Source organism: Gracilibacillus sp. JCM 18966 (assembly GCF_055392695.1).
In genome coordinates this window covers 325,187-341,500 of sequence record NZ_AP043883.1, presented here as the reverse complement: position 1 = coordinate 341,500, position 16,314 = coordinate 325,187, and the positions used below count along the sequence as shown (strand labels likewise).

Annotated in this window: 16 protein-coding genes and 1 pseudogene; 13 read left to right on the top strand and 4 right to left on the bottom strand. The window is 36.0% G+C overall.

What is annotated here, in order from left to right:
* Positions 1–74 precede the first annotated feature (74 nt).
* The 10 genes from ACZ5N5_RS01480 to ACZ5N5_RS01435 all read left to right on the top strand — a co-directional run bounded on the left by ACZ5N5_RS01480 (position 75) and on the right by ACZ5N5_RS01435 (position 8,913).
* Entirely contained in the window at positions 75–677 is a 603-nt protein-coding gene (locus ACZ5N5_RS01480; protein WP_464373118.1) for a YesL family protein, read from the top strand.
* A 48-nt stretch (positions 678–725) separates the two neighbouring features.
* Positions 726–2,528, top strand: coding sequence for a glycoside hydrolase family 76 protein (locus ACZ5N5_RS01475; protein ID WP_464373117.1), 1,803 nt, complete (start codon positions 726–728; stop codon positions 2,526–2,528).
* Positions 2,529–2,642: 114 nt separating this feature from the next.
* Complete coding sequence (locus tag ACZ5N5_RS01470; protein WP_109985372.1) at positions 2,643–3,626, top strand: Gfo/Idh/MocA family protein; 984 nt, start codon at positions 2,643–2,645, stop codon at positions 3,624–3,626.
* 16 nt (positions 3,627–3,642) lie between these two features.
* On the top strand, positions 3,643–4,515 hold the full coding sequence (locus ACZ5N5_RS01465) for a sugar phosphate isomerase/epimerase family protein (protein ID WP_109985373.1): 873 nt from the start codon (positions 3,643–3,645) through the stop codon (positions 4,513–4,515).
* 77 nt (positions 4,516–4,592) lie between these two features.
* The gene (locus tag ACZ5N5_RS01460) at positions 4,593–5,438 is read left to right on the top strand and encodes a sugar phosphate isomerase/epimerase family protein (RefSeq protein WP_464373116.1); all 846 of its coding nucleotides are present in this window, start codon (positions 4,593–4,595) and stop codon (positions 5,436–5,438) included.
* 217 nt (positions 5,439–5,655) lie between these two features.
* Entirely contained in the window at positions 5,656–6,384 is a 729-nt protein-coding gene (locus tag ACZ5N5_RS01455) for an ABC transporter ATP-binding protein (RefSeq protein WP_054860340.1), read from the top strand.
* Between the two features lie 37 nt (positions 6,385–6,421).
* The gene (locus ACZ5N5_RS01450; RefSeq protein ID WP_464373115.1) at positions 6,422–7,864 is read left to right on the top strand and encodes a hypothetical protein; all 1,443 of its coding nucleotides are present in this window, start codon (positions 6,422–6,424) and stop codon (positions 7,862–7,864) included.
* Positions 7,839–8,126 carry a hypothetical protein gene (locus ACZ5N5_RS01445; protein WP_109985376.1) on the top strand — a complete coding sequence of 96 codons (288 nt, stop codon included), beginning with the start codon at positions 7,839–7,841 and terminating at the stop codon, positions 8,124–8,126. Before ACZ5N5_RS01450 ends, ACZ5N5_RS01445 begins: the two co-directional genes overlap by 26 nt.
* The gene (locus tag ACZ5N5_RS01440) at positions 8,123–8,650 is read left to right on the top strand and encodes a DUF3267 domain-containing protein (protein ID WP_464373114.1); all 528 of its coding nucleotides are present in this window, start codon (positions 8,123–8,125) and stop codon (positions 8,648–8,650) included. The genes ACZ5N5_RS01445 and ACZ5N5_RS01440 overlap by 4 nt, the downstream gene beginning before the upstream one ends.
* A 5-nt stretch (positions 8,651–8,655) precedes the next feature.
* Positions 8,656–8,913 (top strand): hypothetical protein, encoded by a 258-nt coding sequence (locus tag ACZ5N5_RS01435; protein ID WP_054788405.1) that lies wholly within the window; start codon positions 8,656–8,658, stop codon positions 8,911–8,913.
* Between the two features lie 205 nt (positions 8,914–9,118).
* Here ACZ5N5_RS01435 and ACZ5N5_RS01430 read toward each other — a convergent pair whose 3' ends face one another.
* Together ACZ5N5_RS01430 and ACZ5N5_RS01425 are read right to left on the bottom strand one after the other, a co-directional pair.
* On the bottom strand, positions 9,119–9,595 hold the full coding sequence (locus tag ACZ5N5_RS01430; protein ID WP_054788404.1) for a hypothetical protein: 477 nt from the start codon (positions 9,593–9,595) through the stop codon (positions 9,119–9,121).
* Complete coding sequence (locus ACZ5N5_RS01425; RefSeq protein ID WP_054788403.1) at positions 9,592–9,801, bottom strand: helix-turn-helix domain-containing protein; 210 nt, start codon at positions 9,799–9,801, stop codon at positions 9,592–9,594. Before ACZ5N5_RS01425 ends, ACZ5N5_RS01430 begins: the two co-directional genes overlap by 4 nt.
* A 252-nt stretch (positions 9,802–10,053) precedes the next feature.
* Between ACZ5N5_RS01425 and ACZ5N5_RS01420 the strand changes: the two genes are divergently transcribed.
* The 3 genes from ACZ5N5_RS01420 to ACZ5N5_RS01410 all read left to right on the top strand — a co-directional run bounded on the left by ACZ5N5_RS01420 (position 10,054) and on the right by ACZ5N5_RS01410 (position 13,935).
* Positions 10,054–12,594 carry a rhamnogalacturonan lyase family protein gene (locus ACZ5N5_RS01420; protein ID WP_464373113.1) on the top strand — a complete coding sequence of 847 codons (2,541 nt, stop codon included), beginning with the start codon at positions 10,054–10,056 and terminating at the stop codon, positions 12,592–12,594.
* A 171-nt stretch (positions 12,595–12,765) separates the two neighbouring features.
* Positions 12,766–13,425 carry a YesL family protein gene (locus ACZ5N5_RS01415; protein WP_109985380.1) on the top strand — a complete coding sequence of 220 codons (660 nt, stop codon included), beginning with the start codon at positions 12,766–12,768 and terminating at the stop codon, positions 13,423–13,425.
* Between the two features lie 27 nt (positions 13,426–13,452).
* Positions 13,453–13,935, top strand: coding sequence for a hypothetical protein (locus tag ACZ5N5_RS01410; RefSeq protein WP_464373112.1), 483 nt, complete (start codon positions 13,453–13,455; stop codon positions 13,933–13,935).
* Positions 13,936–14,246: 311 nt separating this feature from the next.
* Here ACZ5N5_RS01410 and ACZ5N5_RS01405 read toward each other — a convergent pair.
* Positions 14,247–15,271 (bottom strand): annotated as a pseudogene (locus ACZ5N5_RS01405) (N-acetylmuramoyl-L-alanine amidase).
* Positions 15,272–15,682: 411 nt separating this feature from the next.
* A complete protein-coding gene (locus ACZ5N5_RS01400) occupies positions 15,683–16,243 on the bottom strand; it encodes a maltose acetyltransferase domain-containing protein (protein ID WP_054861088.1) in 561 nt (186 codons plus the stop codon).
* Positions 16,244–16,314 lie beyond the last annotated feature (71 nt).

Below are 16,314 nucleotides of genomic sequence, written 5' to 3'. Positions count from 1 at the left end.
GATTAATTCCTCTGTAATGAAAGTAGGTGTATGTGGTGTATAAGTTAATGGAGTGGACTGCTAAAATCTCCTTGATGAATATCATGTGGATTCTACTAACATTGGCTGGGTTTATCTTATTCGGTTTTTTCCCTGCGACAGTTGCTTTACTAATGGTTTGTAGAGATTTAACACAGAACAATAACAAGGTTGTATGGTCCTCCTTCCTAACCTATTTTGTGGAGAATTTCATAAAAGCTAATGGTTACGGATATTTTGTAACAACGCTCAATGTCTGTTTTATTTCATTAGCCATTCATTCCCTCAATAATTTGTCTATGGTAATTAGAGTGCCTGTATTGGTAATTGCCGTATTGACATTTATTGTCTCATTATATGTCCTGCCCGTCTTTTCTTACTTTAAAGGAACTTTTATTAACCATTTAAAGCTTTCCGTATTTATTGCTTTAGGGCATCCGGTAGTATCATTTGTTCTATTTTCCTTATTTGTCTTAAATTTCAGTGTGATTTTTTATTCCAACATTCTCATCGTTTTTCCCGCTTTATTCTTATTTTTTATGGTTAGTGTTTCAGCTTATTTGACCATGATCGTTTTAAAGCCGGTGTTTAATAAATTTAGTTATTCCAAAGATAAGAGCATATTTCCAGTTAAAAAGGTGTCGGGTAGTAATGGTTAATATATTATCTAAAGCTTTAAGAATAAACGATAAAAGGGAGTGTTAGTCTTGTTTTTGAAGTCAAATCAATTGATTGTTGCCACGATCTTAGTACCTCTAAGTACATTGTTTTTCGTAAATATTTCTAATCCTTTGGAGGTAAAAGCAGCAACGGAATGGAGTGAAGAGTATGATGCAACAGAAGGTAAACTGCATAATGTTGCAGTCGAAAACTCCGAAGCTGGTTACTTTGGCAATGGATACATTGCGAGTTGGAATGGTAATGGGCAGTTTGTACAACTTGAAGTGAGTGTCCCTAGTGCAGGTGCTTACACTTTCGTATTTAACTATTCAGCTGCTGCAGGATCAGCTACTCGCTACTTATCTGTTAATAGTGAGGTTGTGATCGAAGAGGTGCGTTTCTCTGGAACAGGTAGCTGGGGGGACTGGCAAACAACTTATGTAAAGGATGTTTATCTAACCTCGGGGGTGAATACCATTACTCTTGGTTTTGATTCCGCAAAAGGTAGTACCAATTGGCTGAATTACGACAGTTTAATTGTAAAAGAACCTAGTGAAAAAAAGTCTGTAGAATGGGATTTAAAAGAGGAAGCAGAGCTAGCCCAACAATCACTCGAGGATAACTTTTGGGATAATGAAACGAGTATGTTTCGCAACCAATATCCAGATGATGAGGAGAATAACCGCTTTCATTATTGGTGGCTGGCACATGGTATAGACACACTAATGGATGGCTATGAGCGAACTGGTAATAGTCAATATATTGACAAGGCGACTGCTTTATATGCAGCAGTAAAAGAGAGAAATGGGGGAGATATCCGCAACGATTTTTATGATGACATGCTTTGGATGGCACTTGCTTTACAACGCCTCCATCAATTCACGAATGATCCTGAACATGAACAAGCTGTTTTTACATTGTGGGAGGATATAAAGACAGGATGGAGTAATGAATATGGTGGCGGAATTGCCTGGAATAAATCTCAGTTAGACTATAAAAACACACCTTCGAACGCACCTGCAGTAATACTAGCGACTAGACTTTATCAAAACTACGGAAATGATGAAGATTTACAATGGGCTAAGAAAATTTACAACTGGCTCACTGATACACTAGTGGATCCGACAAATGGATTTGTTTGGGATGGAATTAACAGAACTGGTGATGGGAAGATCGATAAAGAATGGGAATTCACTTATAACCAAGGAGTTTATATCGGGGCATCTGTAGAGCTCTATCAAGTAACAGGTGAGGAAAAGTATTTAAATTCAGCTGTCAGAACTGCCAATACAGCCAAAAATATATTTTCCAATCACAACCATATTATTTACGAAGGAGGTTCCGGTGATGGTGGACTATTTAAAGGAATCCTTGTCCGTTATGTAACCGATTTAGTCAAGGTTGATCCGTCACAGGAACAGTTAGCACAATGGATAGTAGATAATGCAAAAAACGTCTGGAAAAAGGTTAAATTAGATCCTGAAATCTTATTTGGGTCCTCTTGGGAAGGAAAAAATAAATTACCAATTGAGCTAAGCCAACAACTAAGTGGTGTCATGCTGATGGAGCATGCTGCACAATTAGAACCAATTATTTTAAAACAAACTACCTCGTCATTAGAGGAACATATTGCCAATTATCAGGAAAATAATCAGCTTGATAAAGTACTAGCTAAAAAGCTTGGCAATCAAGTAAAGCAAGCGAACGATCACCTTGATAAAGGTCGCCTTAAACAAACAGTAAATCACTTAGAATTATTTAAGAAGCATTTAGAAAAAGGGTTAGACAAAGGAGCAATAACGAACAAAGTATATAAAGCAATACAAGAAATCTTAAATAAATCCCTTTAACATAGAATAAAGTGTTCTTAAGACCTTCATTTGCTAAATGTTAAGTTTCGCTAACCATCAGTGAACAACTGATGGAGATCACCCTAAAATAAGGATCGTTGAGGAGTGAAAACTGTGAGAGAAATTCGTATTGGTTTTATTGGTACAGGGGGAATGGCTCAAGTACATGCCGAACAACTTTTAGAGTTAGAAAATGTAGAGATTAAATCAATTGCTGACATTAGTGAAACAGCACGAAATCAATTTATAGTAAGGAATGATTTACAAAGGGTCGAGCAATTTACTGATTATCAAGACATGCTTGAACAGGTTGAATTAGATGGTGTAGTGATCTGTTCGCCACATACCCTTCATTTTGAACAAGCAACCGCTGTATTAGAAAAAGGTTTACATGTGTTAATCGAAAAGCCGATGACTTGCTCTTCAAAAGAGGCAAGACAATTAATGGAAACAGCAAATCGGACGGGTAAAATGATGCAAGTTTCGTACCAACGTCACTTTCAACCAGAATTTATTTATATCCATGATATCATTCAAAGTGGAAAACTTGGTAAAGTAACATCTATAACGGCATCTCTGTACCAACAGTGGTGGAGGGGAAGACAGGATAAGTACGTATGGAGGCAAGACCCGAAATTATCAGGTGGAGGATTTTTGATGGATTCTGGCAGTCATATCATCGATGTTCTCCTCTGGACAACTGGTTTAACACCAATAGAAATATCTACAAAGCTCTCTCAACAGGGTGCGCCAGTAGAAATTGATACTTTTACCTCGATTCGTTTTAAAGAAGGAGCCATTGCTGGACTAAATCTTGTTGGTTATGCTCCTATATGGCATGAAACATATGTTTTTTGTGGAGAGAAAGGTGCTCTTTTTTACGATAATGATCAAATAAAGGTGTACTTATCCAATGGGGAAATGATTATCCCAGAACTTCCTAAGCAAACTACTAATCAAGACAAGAGCTTTATTGATGCAATCCTAGGTAAACATGAGGTAAAGGTACCTGGAGATTTTGCATTAAAAGTAGTCGAATTTTCGGAAATGGTTTATAAATCTGCAGGCTACAAGCCTTATGAAATGGATGAAGAATAGGAGAGAGGCTAAACATATGAATTTTCAAATTGGAATGCGTATTCCAGGGCAGATTGGTCAACAAGGTATGGAAAAGGTGGCTAATTGGGCGGCAGAGGTTGGCTTAGATTCCCTTGATGTCCCAGAACTAACCCCAGACGTAATAAAAGCATGTGATCATGCAGGTATTACTGTCGGAACAGTTGATGTAAAAAATGTAGGACAATTGCTTAGTATAAATGAAGAAAGTCGAGCTAATGCTGTAAACAGCTTAAAACAGCAAATGGATCACATATCATCGTTAGGAGCACGAACAATATTTATATGTCTCGTGCCAGAGGATCCTCAATTATCTCGAAAAAAGGGCTTTGCTATTTGGAAGGAGACATTTCCCGAAATTGTAAAACATGCTGAACAAACAGGTCTTTATATTGCAATCGAAGGATGGCCAGGACCAGCTCCGTATTATCCTACGCTTGGCTGTACACCTGAAATGTTACGAGCAATGTTTGAGACCATTCCATCTCAACACTTTGGAATGACTTATGATCCATCACATTTAGTACGACTAGGTATTGATTATATTCGAGTATTAAATGAATTTGGTGAGAGAGTCAACCATTGTCACGGTAAAGATACGGAGATTCTACATGATGAGCTTTATGAATGTGGTGTCCTGCCATCAACTTTTGGCGAAAAATATCTGTTTTCTGAAGGTTCATGGCGCTATACCATTCCTGGAGATGGTGAAATTAATTGGGGGAAGATTGCTCTTCGTCTGGAACGAATAGGATATAAAGGACCTATCAGTATTGAATTAGAAGATCATCGTTATAGTGAATCCCTTGAGGCAGAACAACAGGGAATTATTAAGGCGGTTAAACATTTACGACATTATTTTAAACGATAGCAAGGGATTAAAATATAGCCATCATGCTCGAGTAACAGTGAGGAGTGGACACAAATACTTGATAAAGGATGAAACAAATGCGGCATGTTAAGTTTAAGTTTGCGCTAAATTCCTCGACCTTGTTCCCATTTAATTTGAACATTCTAGAACAAATCAGAATTGCAACAGAAGCAGGTTATGACGGAATAGAACTTTGGATGAAGGATATAGTAACTTTCTTGGAAAGTGGAGGCTCATTACGAGAATTAAGAGATTGTATTACGGATCATGGAATTTCCTTAGTGAATACGATTACCTTTTTCAACTGGTCAGATGAGGATGAACAAAGAATGAAAGAAGGATTGAAGGAAGCAAAAGAAGAGATGAGAATACTGAAAGAAATAGGAAGTAGAGCTGTCGCAGCGCCTCCTTGTGAGAATATGGAGAATCTAAGCTTAGCTGAAATTGCAGACCATTTTGTAACATTAACTACTTTATCAGAACAAATTGGTTTGGATGTCTATTTAGAATTTTGGGGGCATGCTAAGAAATTAGCAACATTAAGCGAGGCAATGTTTATCGCATTGGAAAGCGGACTTCCCAATGTTAAATTTTTATTAGACACTTTTCATATGTATAAAGGTGGAAGTTCATTTGATAATTTAGCCTACTTAAAACGGGAAAACATCGGTATCTTTCATGTCAATGATTATCCAAAATATCCTACAAGAAATCAAATTACAGATAGAGAGCGTCTGTTTCCAGGTGACGGGGTGATAACAACAGAAAAAGTTGTCAGCTATTTAGAAAACATAAATTATCAGGGGTATTTATCACTTGAGCTTTTTATGGAAAGCTTTGAAAATCAAACGCCAACAGCTGTTGCTGCATATGGATTAAAAAAAATGAAACAGGCATATCTAGGAAAATCAGTGGGGGGATAAATCCTCCCACTGATTGATGTTTTAATAGTTTTATTCGTCCTATTACGACTTTGTTAAGGAATTGTTAAACAATGTTAAATTTGGAAAATAACCTTGATTGCTTATTTTTAGGTTGTTATAATCACTTTAGAAAATTCCTTCAGATTAAATCCTCCATGAATGAAACAGGAGACTTTCGAATGACTATTTTTAACTCTTGCCTAAGGAGGTAAATGTCATGCTAGAAATTCAACAACTTCACTTCTCTTATGATAAAAAAACACCGGTACTGAATGGCCTTAACCTAACTGTCCAACAAGGTGACTTTCTAGCATTAATTGGTCCGAATGGCTGTGGAAAAACAACCTTAATCAAGTTGATTTGTGACCTTTTAGAAAAACAAAAAGGTTCGATTAAGCTTGACGGACTTGATCATAATGATTTTAAAGTTAAGAATGCTGTATTGTATTTACCGAGTGATGATGTCCTTCCAGAGTTTCTAACTGGAAAAGAATACATAAATCTTATGCTAAAAATGTATAATGCCTCTATGGATGAAGAACGTTTTCACCGTTTAGTCAAATATTATTCCTTTGATTCAGCATTAGATGTCCTCATAGAGGAATATTCCAATGGGATGAAAAAGAAGGTTCAGCTCATTGCTGCGATGTTGATTGATCCTGAAATATTAATTATTGATGAAACATTGAATGGAATGGATGTCGAATCAAGAGAAATTACGAAACTACTATTAATGAATTTTTCTGGGCCGAATAAGATCGTGATTATGTGCTCACATGATCTGCATCTATTAGAAGAAATGTGTAATAAGGTCGTTATTCTCTACCAAGGAAAAATTCATACCGAAAAGAAGATTGACGATGTCCGCCAAACTACGAGCTTGCTCTCTATTTTTAGAGGGATAATGAATCATGAAGATTTAAAAAATGAGATTATCTCGAGCTAAGTAAATAAAAATCTAAAAGCTATTAGTGAGGGCAAAAATGAGATTATATCCAATTAAGCATCTAGTTCATTTATATAGCACCTTTTTTATGCGAAAAGTACTAAACTTTGGCATATTAAAAAATCCACTTATTCGTATTTTGTTACTTGTTGCCTTTCTTATTTTAATGACAGTCATTACGGTGTCTGTATTTATATTTTTCTCTGAAGCATTACAGACAGAAGAAATCGTTTTATTTCTGTTGAATACATACTCTAGTACAATCATACTTTGGACGATTGTTGTCACGATTTTTCTCAAAGTGATCTTCTCCAAAGTGGATGGATTTTTACGGATGACGATTAATTTTCCGATTAGTAGTAAGGAGCGGAATTTCTCTGTTTTTCTTTATGAGACATTGATTTCCTTTGTAGTAATATTTCTACTTTCCTTTTCCGTTGTCCTGTCTATGGTATTGATCCATCAATTCGCATTTATCGATGTATTAATGGTGAATTTGTTATATGTCAGTACTTTTGCTTATCTCTCGTTACAGGTGATTTCCAAGCTAGTTTCCTTTGCTTGCACCTTTTTCAAAATAGAAAAGCTCTTCCACATTATTAATCTATCTATTCTTGTTTTTATTTTTGCGGTTTTCTTGAGAAAAGCACAAACATTGGTACAGGAGCTTGCTAATGATTTGATTCAAGAAACCAATACAACGGAGAGTATACTCTTATTCTTTCAACAATTTCATGAGAATTATGGTTTTTGGTTAACGACTCTCTTGTATGTCGGTCTTGTCGTTATAATGACTGGACTCATTATTGTGATCCCTGACCAATCTCATATGTCGAACTCCAAGCATCTTCTTGCCTTTCAAGCAAAAAACGTTTCTGTTATGAAAGCATATGTATTAAGCACTTTTCGAAATATGAATACATTGAATACGATAGCACTTGTGTATTTAGCAGCAATTATACTTATTCTTTTTAATTTAAGTGAATATATCCTTTATACGATGATTTTACTTAGTTTTAATGGTATCTATAGCTTTATCCATTCACAAAATCTGAGACAAATGATGTATAAATTTGATTATGTGGCATGGAAGGATTATTTATATTTATTAGTCTCACAGCTAATTATTATTTATCTTGTTTCGATCCCCTTATTATTATCTGGATTTATCATGATTACAGCGGTTATTCATTTCATCATTCCATATGTTGTCGTTACATTCGGTGTGCTAATCTTCGTGTTAGCAGGGATATTATTTCCCCCCTATAATGACAATCCATTTTCCGTTATCACGAGTATTGCTGTTGTGATGATTCCGATACTTGTGATAGGAATTTCGCTAACCTTCATGAATTTGGGCCTTTGGATGAATATAGCTATTCTGATTTTTTTCTACTTGGTCATGATATTATTCAGTATTCAGGGCTTAATCAATCTGAGAAGGAGTTTTCGAAATGAAAAATTTGTTGACATACATTAATAGTTTAATAGCAGCTATTATCACGACATTATTTATTTTAACGGCTAGTTTCCTAATCATGCTTTTTAGTAGCGGGGAGGAAGGTTATCGAACTACCTATTTTGGTAGTCTCTTCTTTAACAGTACCCCAACATCGGAGGATACATTGGAAATGCAATTTGGTGTTGCTAATGGTATTCCAATTTTTATAACGATAGCTATTTTGTTTGTCCTATTTATTTTTATCCTATCATTGTTTAAGCGAAAGTCGGCAGCTTCATGAAGGTTGTCTATTCGCTAGATCGTGTGAACTTTTGGCTTTTTGTCCAACTATTCCTTGGACATTACAAAAAATTACTTGTGGCAATGGTAGTATTCAGTCTACTTCCATTAGTAATACATACAAGCTGGACAATGGCTCGATACATCCTTCAATTTTATGTTATTTTTTTTGGTGGCTTATTTCTTTCCTTTATTATTCATGAATACTTGCATGCAATCTTATTGAAAAAGAGTAGGGAGGAAGGAGAGTTGGAGGTAGAATTCACCTTTGCCAAAATTACTATCTATCCGAAATTCACTTTAACATCGAAGGAAATGATGAAGGTAGCAGCGATGCCACTTTTTATTCTACTAGTTATCGGACTTGTTCTGATTATTTTTGCGAAATGGACAAACCAGAATTTCCTCATGTTTACCGGTTTTTTGTATGTGTTCCATGTTATTAACATCATTCCACCACTTGGTGATGGAATGATGATAATAAAAGCAATATTTCATAAAGACTCTACACTTGAAAGGAGGTGAAAAAAATGGCATTAGTTAATCGTTTATCTTTATTAGTTGTACTTACTCTTGCATCTTTGAAAAGCAATCTTACTGCAATGGTTGAAAATCGTAAAGTGCAATTCGATGGTTGGTTTATCGTGTTATTAGCAGTACTTTTAACACTTGCATTCACTATCTTTGCTGGTTTAACTATCTGGTGTCTTGTATACCAAGGTGGTTCTTTCAGTGGTAACTGGAGCTGGCACAAGTGGGGTGTTAGTGTAAAAGCTGAATGTGTGTAATGGGGGGCCTTCTAAAGCTATTAGCTTTAGAAGGCTTATTATACTATCAGTAAGATAAAATTCTTATTTGTTGATAGTATAAGAAAAACTTCGGCACTCGGTATTGGACATGGCGAATGCCGAGTTTTTCTAATATGCAAATAGGATGTACTCCTATAATGCAACAATCTAACATTTGATAGTATATATGCTTCTTTGTAGGATTTTATTTCATAAAATCCCAAATCACTTTATAATAAAGGAAATAATGAATCGTCAAAATACTTAAGAGAACATATACTACCATATTTGCACTTAATTCAAAGGAAATCATGTGCAAATAAAACGCAATCAATGTAAGAATCGGAATCACGGTTGTATAAAACATATAGATTCGTTTCGTAGCGATCGTATAAATATGTTGGGTTCCTTCATCTTCTTCATTGATTTCTGGTGGTTTAAGTGACAAAGGATTCCCTTTATTCCACTTTTGATAATAGTACGTATAGACAATTAAAAAGCTAGAAAAACCAATGAATCCAATGATTAGTATGACCATAAATAAGTGGATTCTAAACCCATTTATGGTTAAGATGGCTTGGTCGGGATTATTCATAATGAAATCAACATATCCGAAGAATAGTAATAAGGCAAAGTAGAAACATGCCATAATTAGTGGGTGATAGAGCTTAAATTTATTCACAAGTCCTCATCTCCCTCTTCTAGCAAAAATAACTCCTCCACTTTACATTGGAAAACCTTTGCTAGCTTCATTGCTAGTAATACGGATGGGAGCATCTTTTGTTTTTCAATAAATCCAATCGTTTGCCGCGTTACACCAATAAGAGTTGCCAGCTTTTCCTGTGAATAGCCATAACGCGCTCGATACTCCTTAAGCCGATTCTTCATTATGATCTCTCCTTATATACCATTGTAAAGGATCGTTTGCATTTTGTAAAGTATACTTACGTATAGAAGGATGCTTTTTTTCGTGATAGAAATAGGAGACTATTCTCCTTAGAAAAAACCTCTGATTTTTCAATAAGTTTCACTGATTTTTTAATGGTGTAACCAAGCTATGTTGGTATAATCGAAAACAGGAAGGGAGGTAAATTTTTCTTAATCTAAAATTTGTAAGCGATTTCAAAAAGGAGTGATTATTTGTTAAAGCAATCATGGGCAAAAAAGACACTAGTTTCCATTAGTACGTTAGTATTACTATTTTCGGGTGTGATTAATATTTCAGCAGTAGAGAAAAAAGGTACAATGAACAGTATCCAGCTAGAAAAATTAGATCGAGGCTTAGTAGCTGCATCTACTTCGGAAGGTGTCTTCTTGAGCTGGCGTTTACTAGCTAATGAAGTCACTGGCTATTCTGAAACAGGGCTAACAGGTGTGAATTTCCATGTGTATCGAGATGGTGAAAAGATTGCAACAGTCGAGGAAAGCACGAACTATTTGGATAAAGCAGGCTCTAGCAATCATGAATATGCGGTTCATGCCGTAATAAATGGAAAAGAGGTCGAAGAAAGTAAAACGATTCTCCCGTGGGACAAAGCGTATTATGATTTACCATTACAAAAGCCTGCAGATGGAATAACACTAGCAGGGGAATCTTTTACTTACCACGCGAATGATATGAGTGTTGGGGACATGAACGGAGATGGTCAATACGAGTATGTTGTCAAATGGGAGCCGTCTAATGCTAAGGATGTATCTCAGGTTGGCTATACTGGAAAAACCTATCTTGATACGTACACTCTTGATGGAAAACTTCTTTACCGAATCGATTTAGGTGTCAATATCCGCTCAGGAGCACATTATACACAGTTTTTAGTATATGATTTTGACGGCAATGGTAAGTCAGAAATAATGTTAAAGACAGCTCCTGGTACGAAGGTACTCAGATATGATGAAAACGGTGAAGTAATATCGGAAGAATTTATCACGATGCCAGAAGAGGATAAGGAACAGGGGTACAGTCATCATGATGATTATCGCATGAGTAGTGAGGATTATTATGCACATATCGTAGACTTATTTAGAAACTGGCATGAGCAAGAAGAGGTTATTAGTGGAGAGTGGCCTGCTACATTAGAGGAATGCTTTGGAATAGAATCGAAATATGCTTATCCTTTATCACAGGAGGACGCAGAAAATCTAGCTGATTATTTTATCGATGTCTATGCTCCAGAAAGAAGTAGTCGTAACGATTTACGCAATTTTGAAGGCTTTATCCTAGAAGGACCAGAGTATGTGACGGTTTTTGATGGAGAAACTGGTGGAGAGTTAGAGACAATTCATTACAAGCCTGGGCGTCGAGATGATGGATTAAGATGGGGAGATTATGCTATGTCCCGTATCGAGCCTGGTAATCGTGTCGATCGTTTTCTAGCAGGTGTTGCGTATTTAGATGGGCAACGGCCTTCTGCCGTTTTTGCTAGAGGTTATTATACAAGAGCTACGATTGTCACTTACAACTGGGACGGGGAGCATCTTCGTGAAAATTGGTATGTAGACAGTGGTTGGACACCGATGAGCAACCCATTTAATGATGGTCCACACGGCGTGGATGGAACGGACAAGGAATTTGGAAGTATTACCACTCAAGGCTTTCATTCCTTAAGTGCAGCAGACGTTGATGGAGATGGAAAACAAGAAATTGTTTATGGCTCGGCTACGATTGATCATGATGGCTCTTTATTGTATAGCTCGATGGATGAGATGCCGGAGGAAGCAGCTGGAGAAGGAATCGCTCGTTTAGGTCATGGAGATGCCATGCATGTTGCCGATATTGATCCGAACAGACCTGGTTTGGAAATGTATATGGTTTTTGAAGGCGGTGCTTGGGCTCCTTATGGTTATGCACTAAGAGATGCTTCGACTGGTGAGGTTCTTTATGGTGATTACACAGGAAAAGATACTGGCCGCGGAATGATCGGTGATATAGTTCCAACGAAACCAGGCTTAGAAACATGGGCTGTTAAATTACAAACGGCTGAGGGGGAAGACGTTACTGAATCCAAGGGGCTTCCTGGAACCAACATGAGCATTAAATGGTCTGCTGATATGACGACGCAACTTATTAATGGATCTAGAGACCAAACTCCAACCATTGATGATTGGCAGAAGGGTACTGTGTTAACGGCAGAAGGTACGAGAACCAATAACTGGACGAAAGGAAATCCAAGCCTTGTTGCAGATATATTTGGTGACTGGCGTGAGGAGTTACTAGTAAGAACAGAGGATAGCTCAGCTATTCGTATTTACTTGAGTACAGAAGTAACAGATCACAAGCTTTATACGTTAATGCATGATCCACAGTATCGTGCAGAGGTGGCGAGACAAAATACGTCCTATAATCAACCATCCTATACGAGCTTTTATTTTGGTTCGGATATGGATTGGTCAACAGTTCCCGTTCCCACTGTTGAATTTCCTGTTCAGCTGTCTAGCCTACAAGATTTAATGGATGGATACATCGAGTCGGGAGACCTGCGAGGTCCATTGGCAAAACAATTGACCAATACGTATAGGCAAATGATCCACCATTATGAAAAAGACTCCATTAAACAAGCGCGTAAGTTCCTTGCCAAGTTCGAAAGACAAGTAGAGAAACGGTCGATGGAACGCTTTATTTCGGCAAGTGCAAAGGAACAATTAACGAAAAGAGTAAAGCAATTAATAGAACAGCTAAGCTAAGTTTGAAACCTACCACCTCTGGTTAAGAAGTGGTAGGTTTTTTGATGGTTTTAAGAGATGTTTTTCCTGAAATTAATTCTGTTTTGAATATTTTGCAAATTTTGAAAGGGCTTTCTTTTTTGAGCGCTTTTTTGATATGATAGAGAAAATAACAAGTTAGGGGGAAATACAGTGGTATTCGTTAACGGATTTTTTAAATATCTATATACGTTTGGCTTTTGGTTAGCTAGAATGATGATTTTAAATATTTGTTGGATTATCTTAACCTTGTTAGGTGTCGGGGTATTTGGGATTGCTCCTGCTACAGTAGCAATGGCATCTATTATACATAAGTGGTTTTCAGAGAATAAGGAAGTTCCAATTGTAAAAGAGTTTTGGAATACATACAAGAAAAGTTTTATAAAAACAAATGTTTTATTTTTAGGTTGGTTATTGATTGGTCTATTCTTATATGTCGATTATTTTGTATCTAAAACATATATCCAATCTTTTTATTTTCATTTAGTATTAATGTTTTTCATAATCGTTGGCTTGGCGAGTTTTTGTCACTTTCTTATTGTCTATGTACGTTATGATCTAACCCTATTACAGTATTATAAACAATCCATCCTTATAGCCTTAGCTAGACCCTTTGAAGCGATCGCTATGTTTATCTCCCTTATTATTTTGTATTATTTATATTGGTATCTTCCGGTATTAACGGCTTTTGTAGGCGTGCCTTTAACCTTGTACCCCATTCTTTGGTTTTCGTATAGGGCGTGTGTAGGTGTGGAAGAAAATCAGCAAAAAATAAAACAAAAAAGTAAAACCCCCTCCTATGGAAGGAGTTAATTGCTTGTATAGGGAGAAGGTGGTATTTTGATTAAATCTAAATTGTTTATTAATTATATTGTTTCCTATCTAATCGTTTTCTTTGTCCCTTTTGTAATTATGAGTTCCATTATTTATTTAAATTCTGTAAGTAATTTAAAGGAAGAAATCGAACAATCCAATTTAGCCAAATTGGAACAGGTTGCAGCTATTACAAATGAGAGAATGAGTGAATTAGAATCCATTTCGAATAGGATTGCACATGATCCACGATTGACTCCATATATGATTCATCACCCGTATTATGGGCTCGAGGCAGTAGCTGAGTTGAAAAAGTATAAAGCAAATAGTTCGATATTAGAAGAATTGTTAATTTTTTATCATCAAAGTAACACGATTTATTCATCAGAAGGGTCATTTAGTCTCCCAGCATTTTTGAATAAATACCAATTTTATTACATCGAATTAAATCAAAACCACCAGTGTGAACTGGTGGTTTTGATTTCCAATCCATTTCATTTTCTATTTTAAATGTTTCAAGCATTTTTTCTATTTTCTCTTTTTTTGCAATGAATTCTTTAAGCAATACATTATCTTCTCTCGTTTTTAGTTCTAATGATTGATATAACTCGATATCCTTCTTCGTTTCTTTTAATAGAAATTCTAGTCCTTTTTTTAGATATATGTGTTCTTCAATATCTGACATCTCTATTTTTGACTGATGGTAGATTTGGACTTTATCTCTTTTAACATAAATGAACAATTAAATCACTCCAACATTGATTGAAAATAAAAGGGTATGGTTAATAAAAATATCAAGTAATCGGAGCAATAGTATTAAACTAATTTTTAAAATATGAAATTAAACCTTGTGTAATGGCTTCAGCTATACTAGATTGATAATCTTTTGATTGAATTTTTAGTAAGTCACTTGGATTTGTAATAAAGCCCATCTCTATCAAAATAGCCGGATTTTGATTATTCCTTAGCACATAAAACTATCTTGCCTTATTCCTCTATCAGAAAGGTTGAGGTGCTGTGCTATTGCATTTTGAACCTGATAGGCAAGGTTCTGATTGCTGTAATAATGTGTACTTATCCCATTAGCTGATATTATTGGACTAGCATTAAAGTGAAGACTAATAAATGCATGTGTTTGATAGGCATGACTTATCGCAACCCTTTTTGGCAGCTCAATCCTTGTATCATTACTTCTGGTTAGAAGAACAGTTGCTCCTTCTTGCTTCAAGCGATTTGTGATATCATCAACAACTTCCATCACCATGTCTTTTTCGTAGACATTTCCCACACCGATAGCACCTGAATCATTCCCTCCATGACCTGGGTCTAAGATAATATTGTAGCCACTTAAGCTTGCATTACCCGATATTGATTTTGAAGGCTCTTGAATGGATTTATTTGATCGAGCTTTAGGTATAGCTTCTGATGCTTGTTGATTGGTTAACCATGAAGCAATCCACCCAATATTACCATTAGGAAGAGACACTTTGATCCAATCATTATTTTTGTCTAATACGGAAAAGGTTTCACCAAGTGTTGTGAAGCCAATGATGCTATAGCTTGTGCCAGGTCCCGACCGAATTCTCACACCTGTCGCACTAATGGAGACAGATTCCGAACTTGGGGAGGTTACTGATTTTTGTTTACCTTGAAATAAAAATTGAGAAGCTACCCAAGCTTCCTTTCCGTTATAATACGTTTGATACCATCCGTTTGATTCATCAAAAACCTTCACCTGATCTCCTGGATTTAATTTTCCTAGAACTTCGCTTTCAATGGATGGCCCAGATCGAATGAGTAGGTTTGTTGTTCCGACATCATAAGTCTTTTCATTTGCACTTATCATGGTAGGAAATAGTATGAGTAATAGAAAAATAATGGTGGTGGTAATGAATATCGACCTTTTTCTCAAAAAAACCTTCCTTTCTAAGTGACGTTAGTCTTGTTTGTTATAAGGATATTTTATGTAAAAATGCAAGCAGATAATTTAATAATACTCATATAAATTTAAATTTAGTATGATTTTTTGTCAACTTCTATCTGTTTTTATATAGGTTAATAGAACTAATTATTGAAGGGAAAAATTGGAGAAGTGAAATTTAATTCACTTCTCCAATGGGAGCATATTAGCATCGAGATGTACGTCAACTCCATATTCTGAAGGCAGACGTATCATGTGATATATATTTTTGACCTTCCCAACAAGGCCATTATGTCTATCACTGAATTTCAGAAAATTTTAAAGCTTTTTTAGCATTCATATTTCAATCTCTTTAATGATCTTCGCAGGATTACCGCCAACAACTACATTATCTGGAATATCCTTAGTTACGACTGATCCTGAGGCGATGACAACATTGTCCCCTATAGTCACGCCAGGATTAATGATTGCACCACCACCAATCCAAGCATTGTTACCAATCGTAATAGGTTTTCCAAATTCCTTCCCAGAATTTCTAACCACTGGCTGGAGTGGATGTGTGGCTGTATAAATTTTTACGTTAGGGCCAAGCATGCAATTGTCACCAAAGCGTACTTCACAAACATCTAATATGGTGCAATCAAAATTAGCGAAAAAATTTTCCCCTACATATGTATTATAGCCATAATCAAAGCGTATATTTGGTTCCATATAAACAGTTTCACCTGTTGAACCGAGTAGTCGCTTCAATAGGTTAATTCGCTTTTCCTCCTCGGTTTCTGTCGTTTGATTATATAACCTAACCATACGTCTCGCTTCTTTCTGATCTTGTGCAAGCTCCGGGTCAGCTGGATTATACATTTCACCAGCTAGCATCCTTTCTTTTTCTGTTTTCATAATTAAACTCCTCTATTTAGGTTTTTGTCACAAATATCCTACTATCAGTCATACAATATTCTAAATGATAA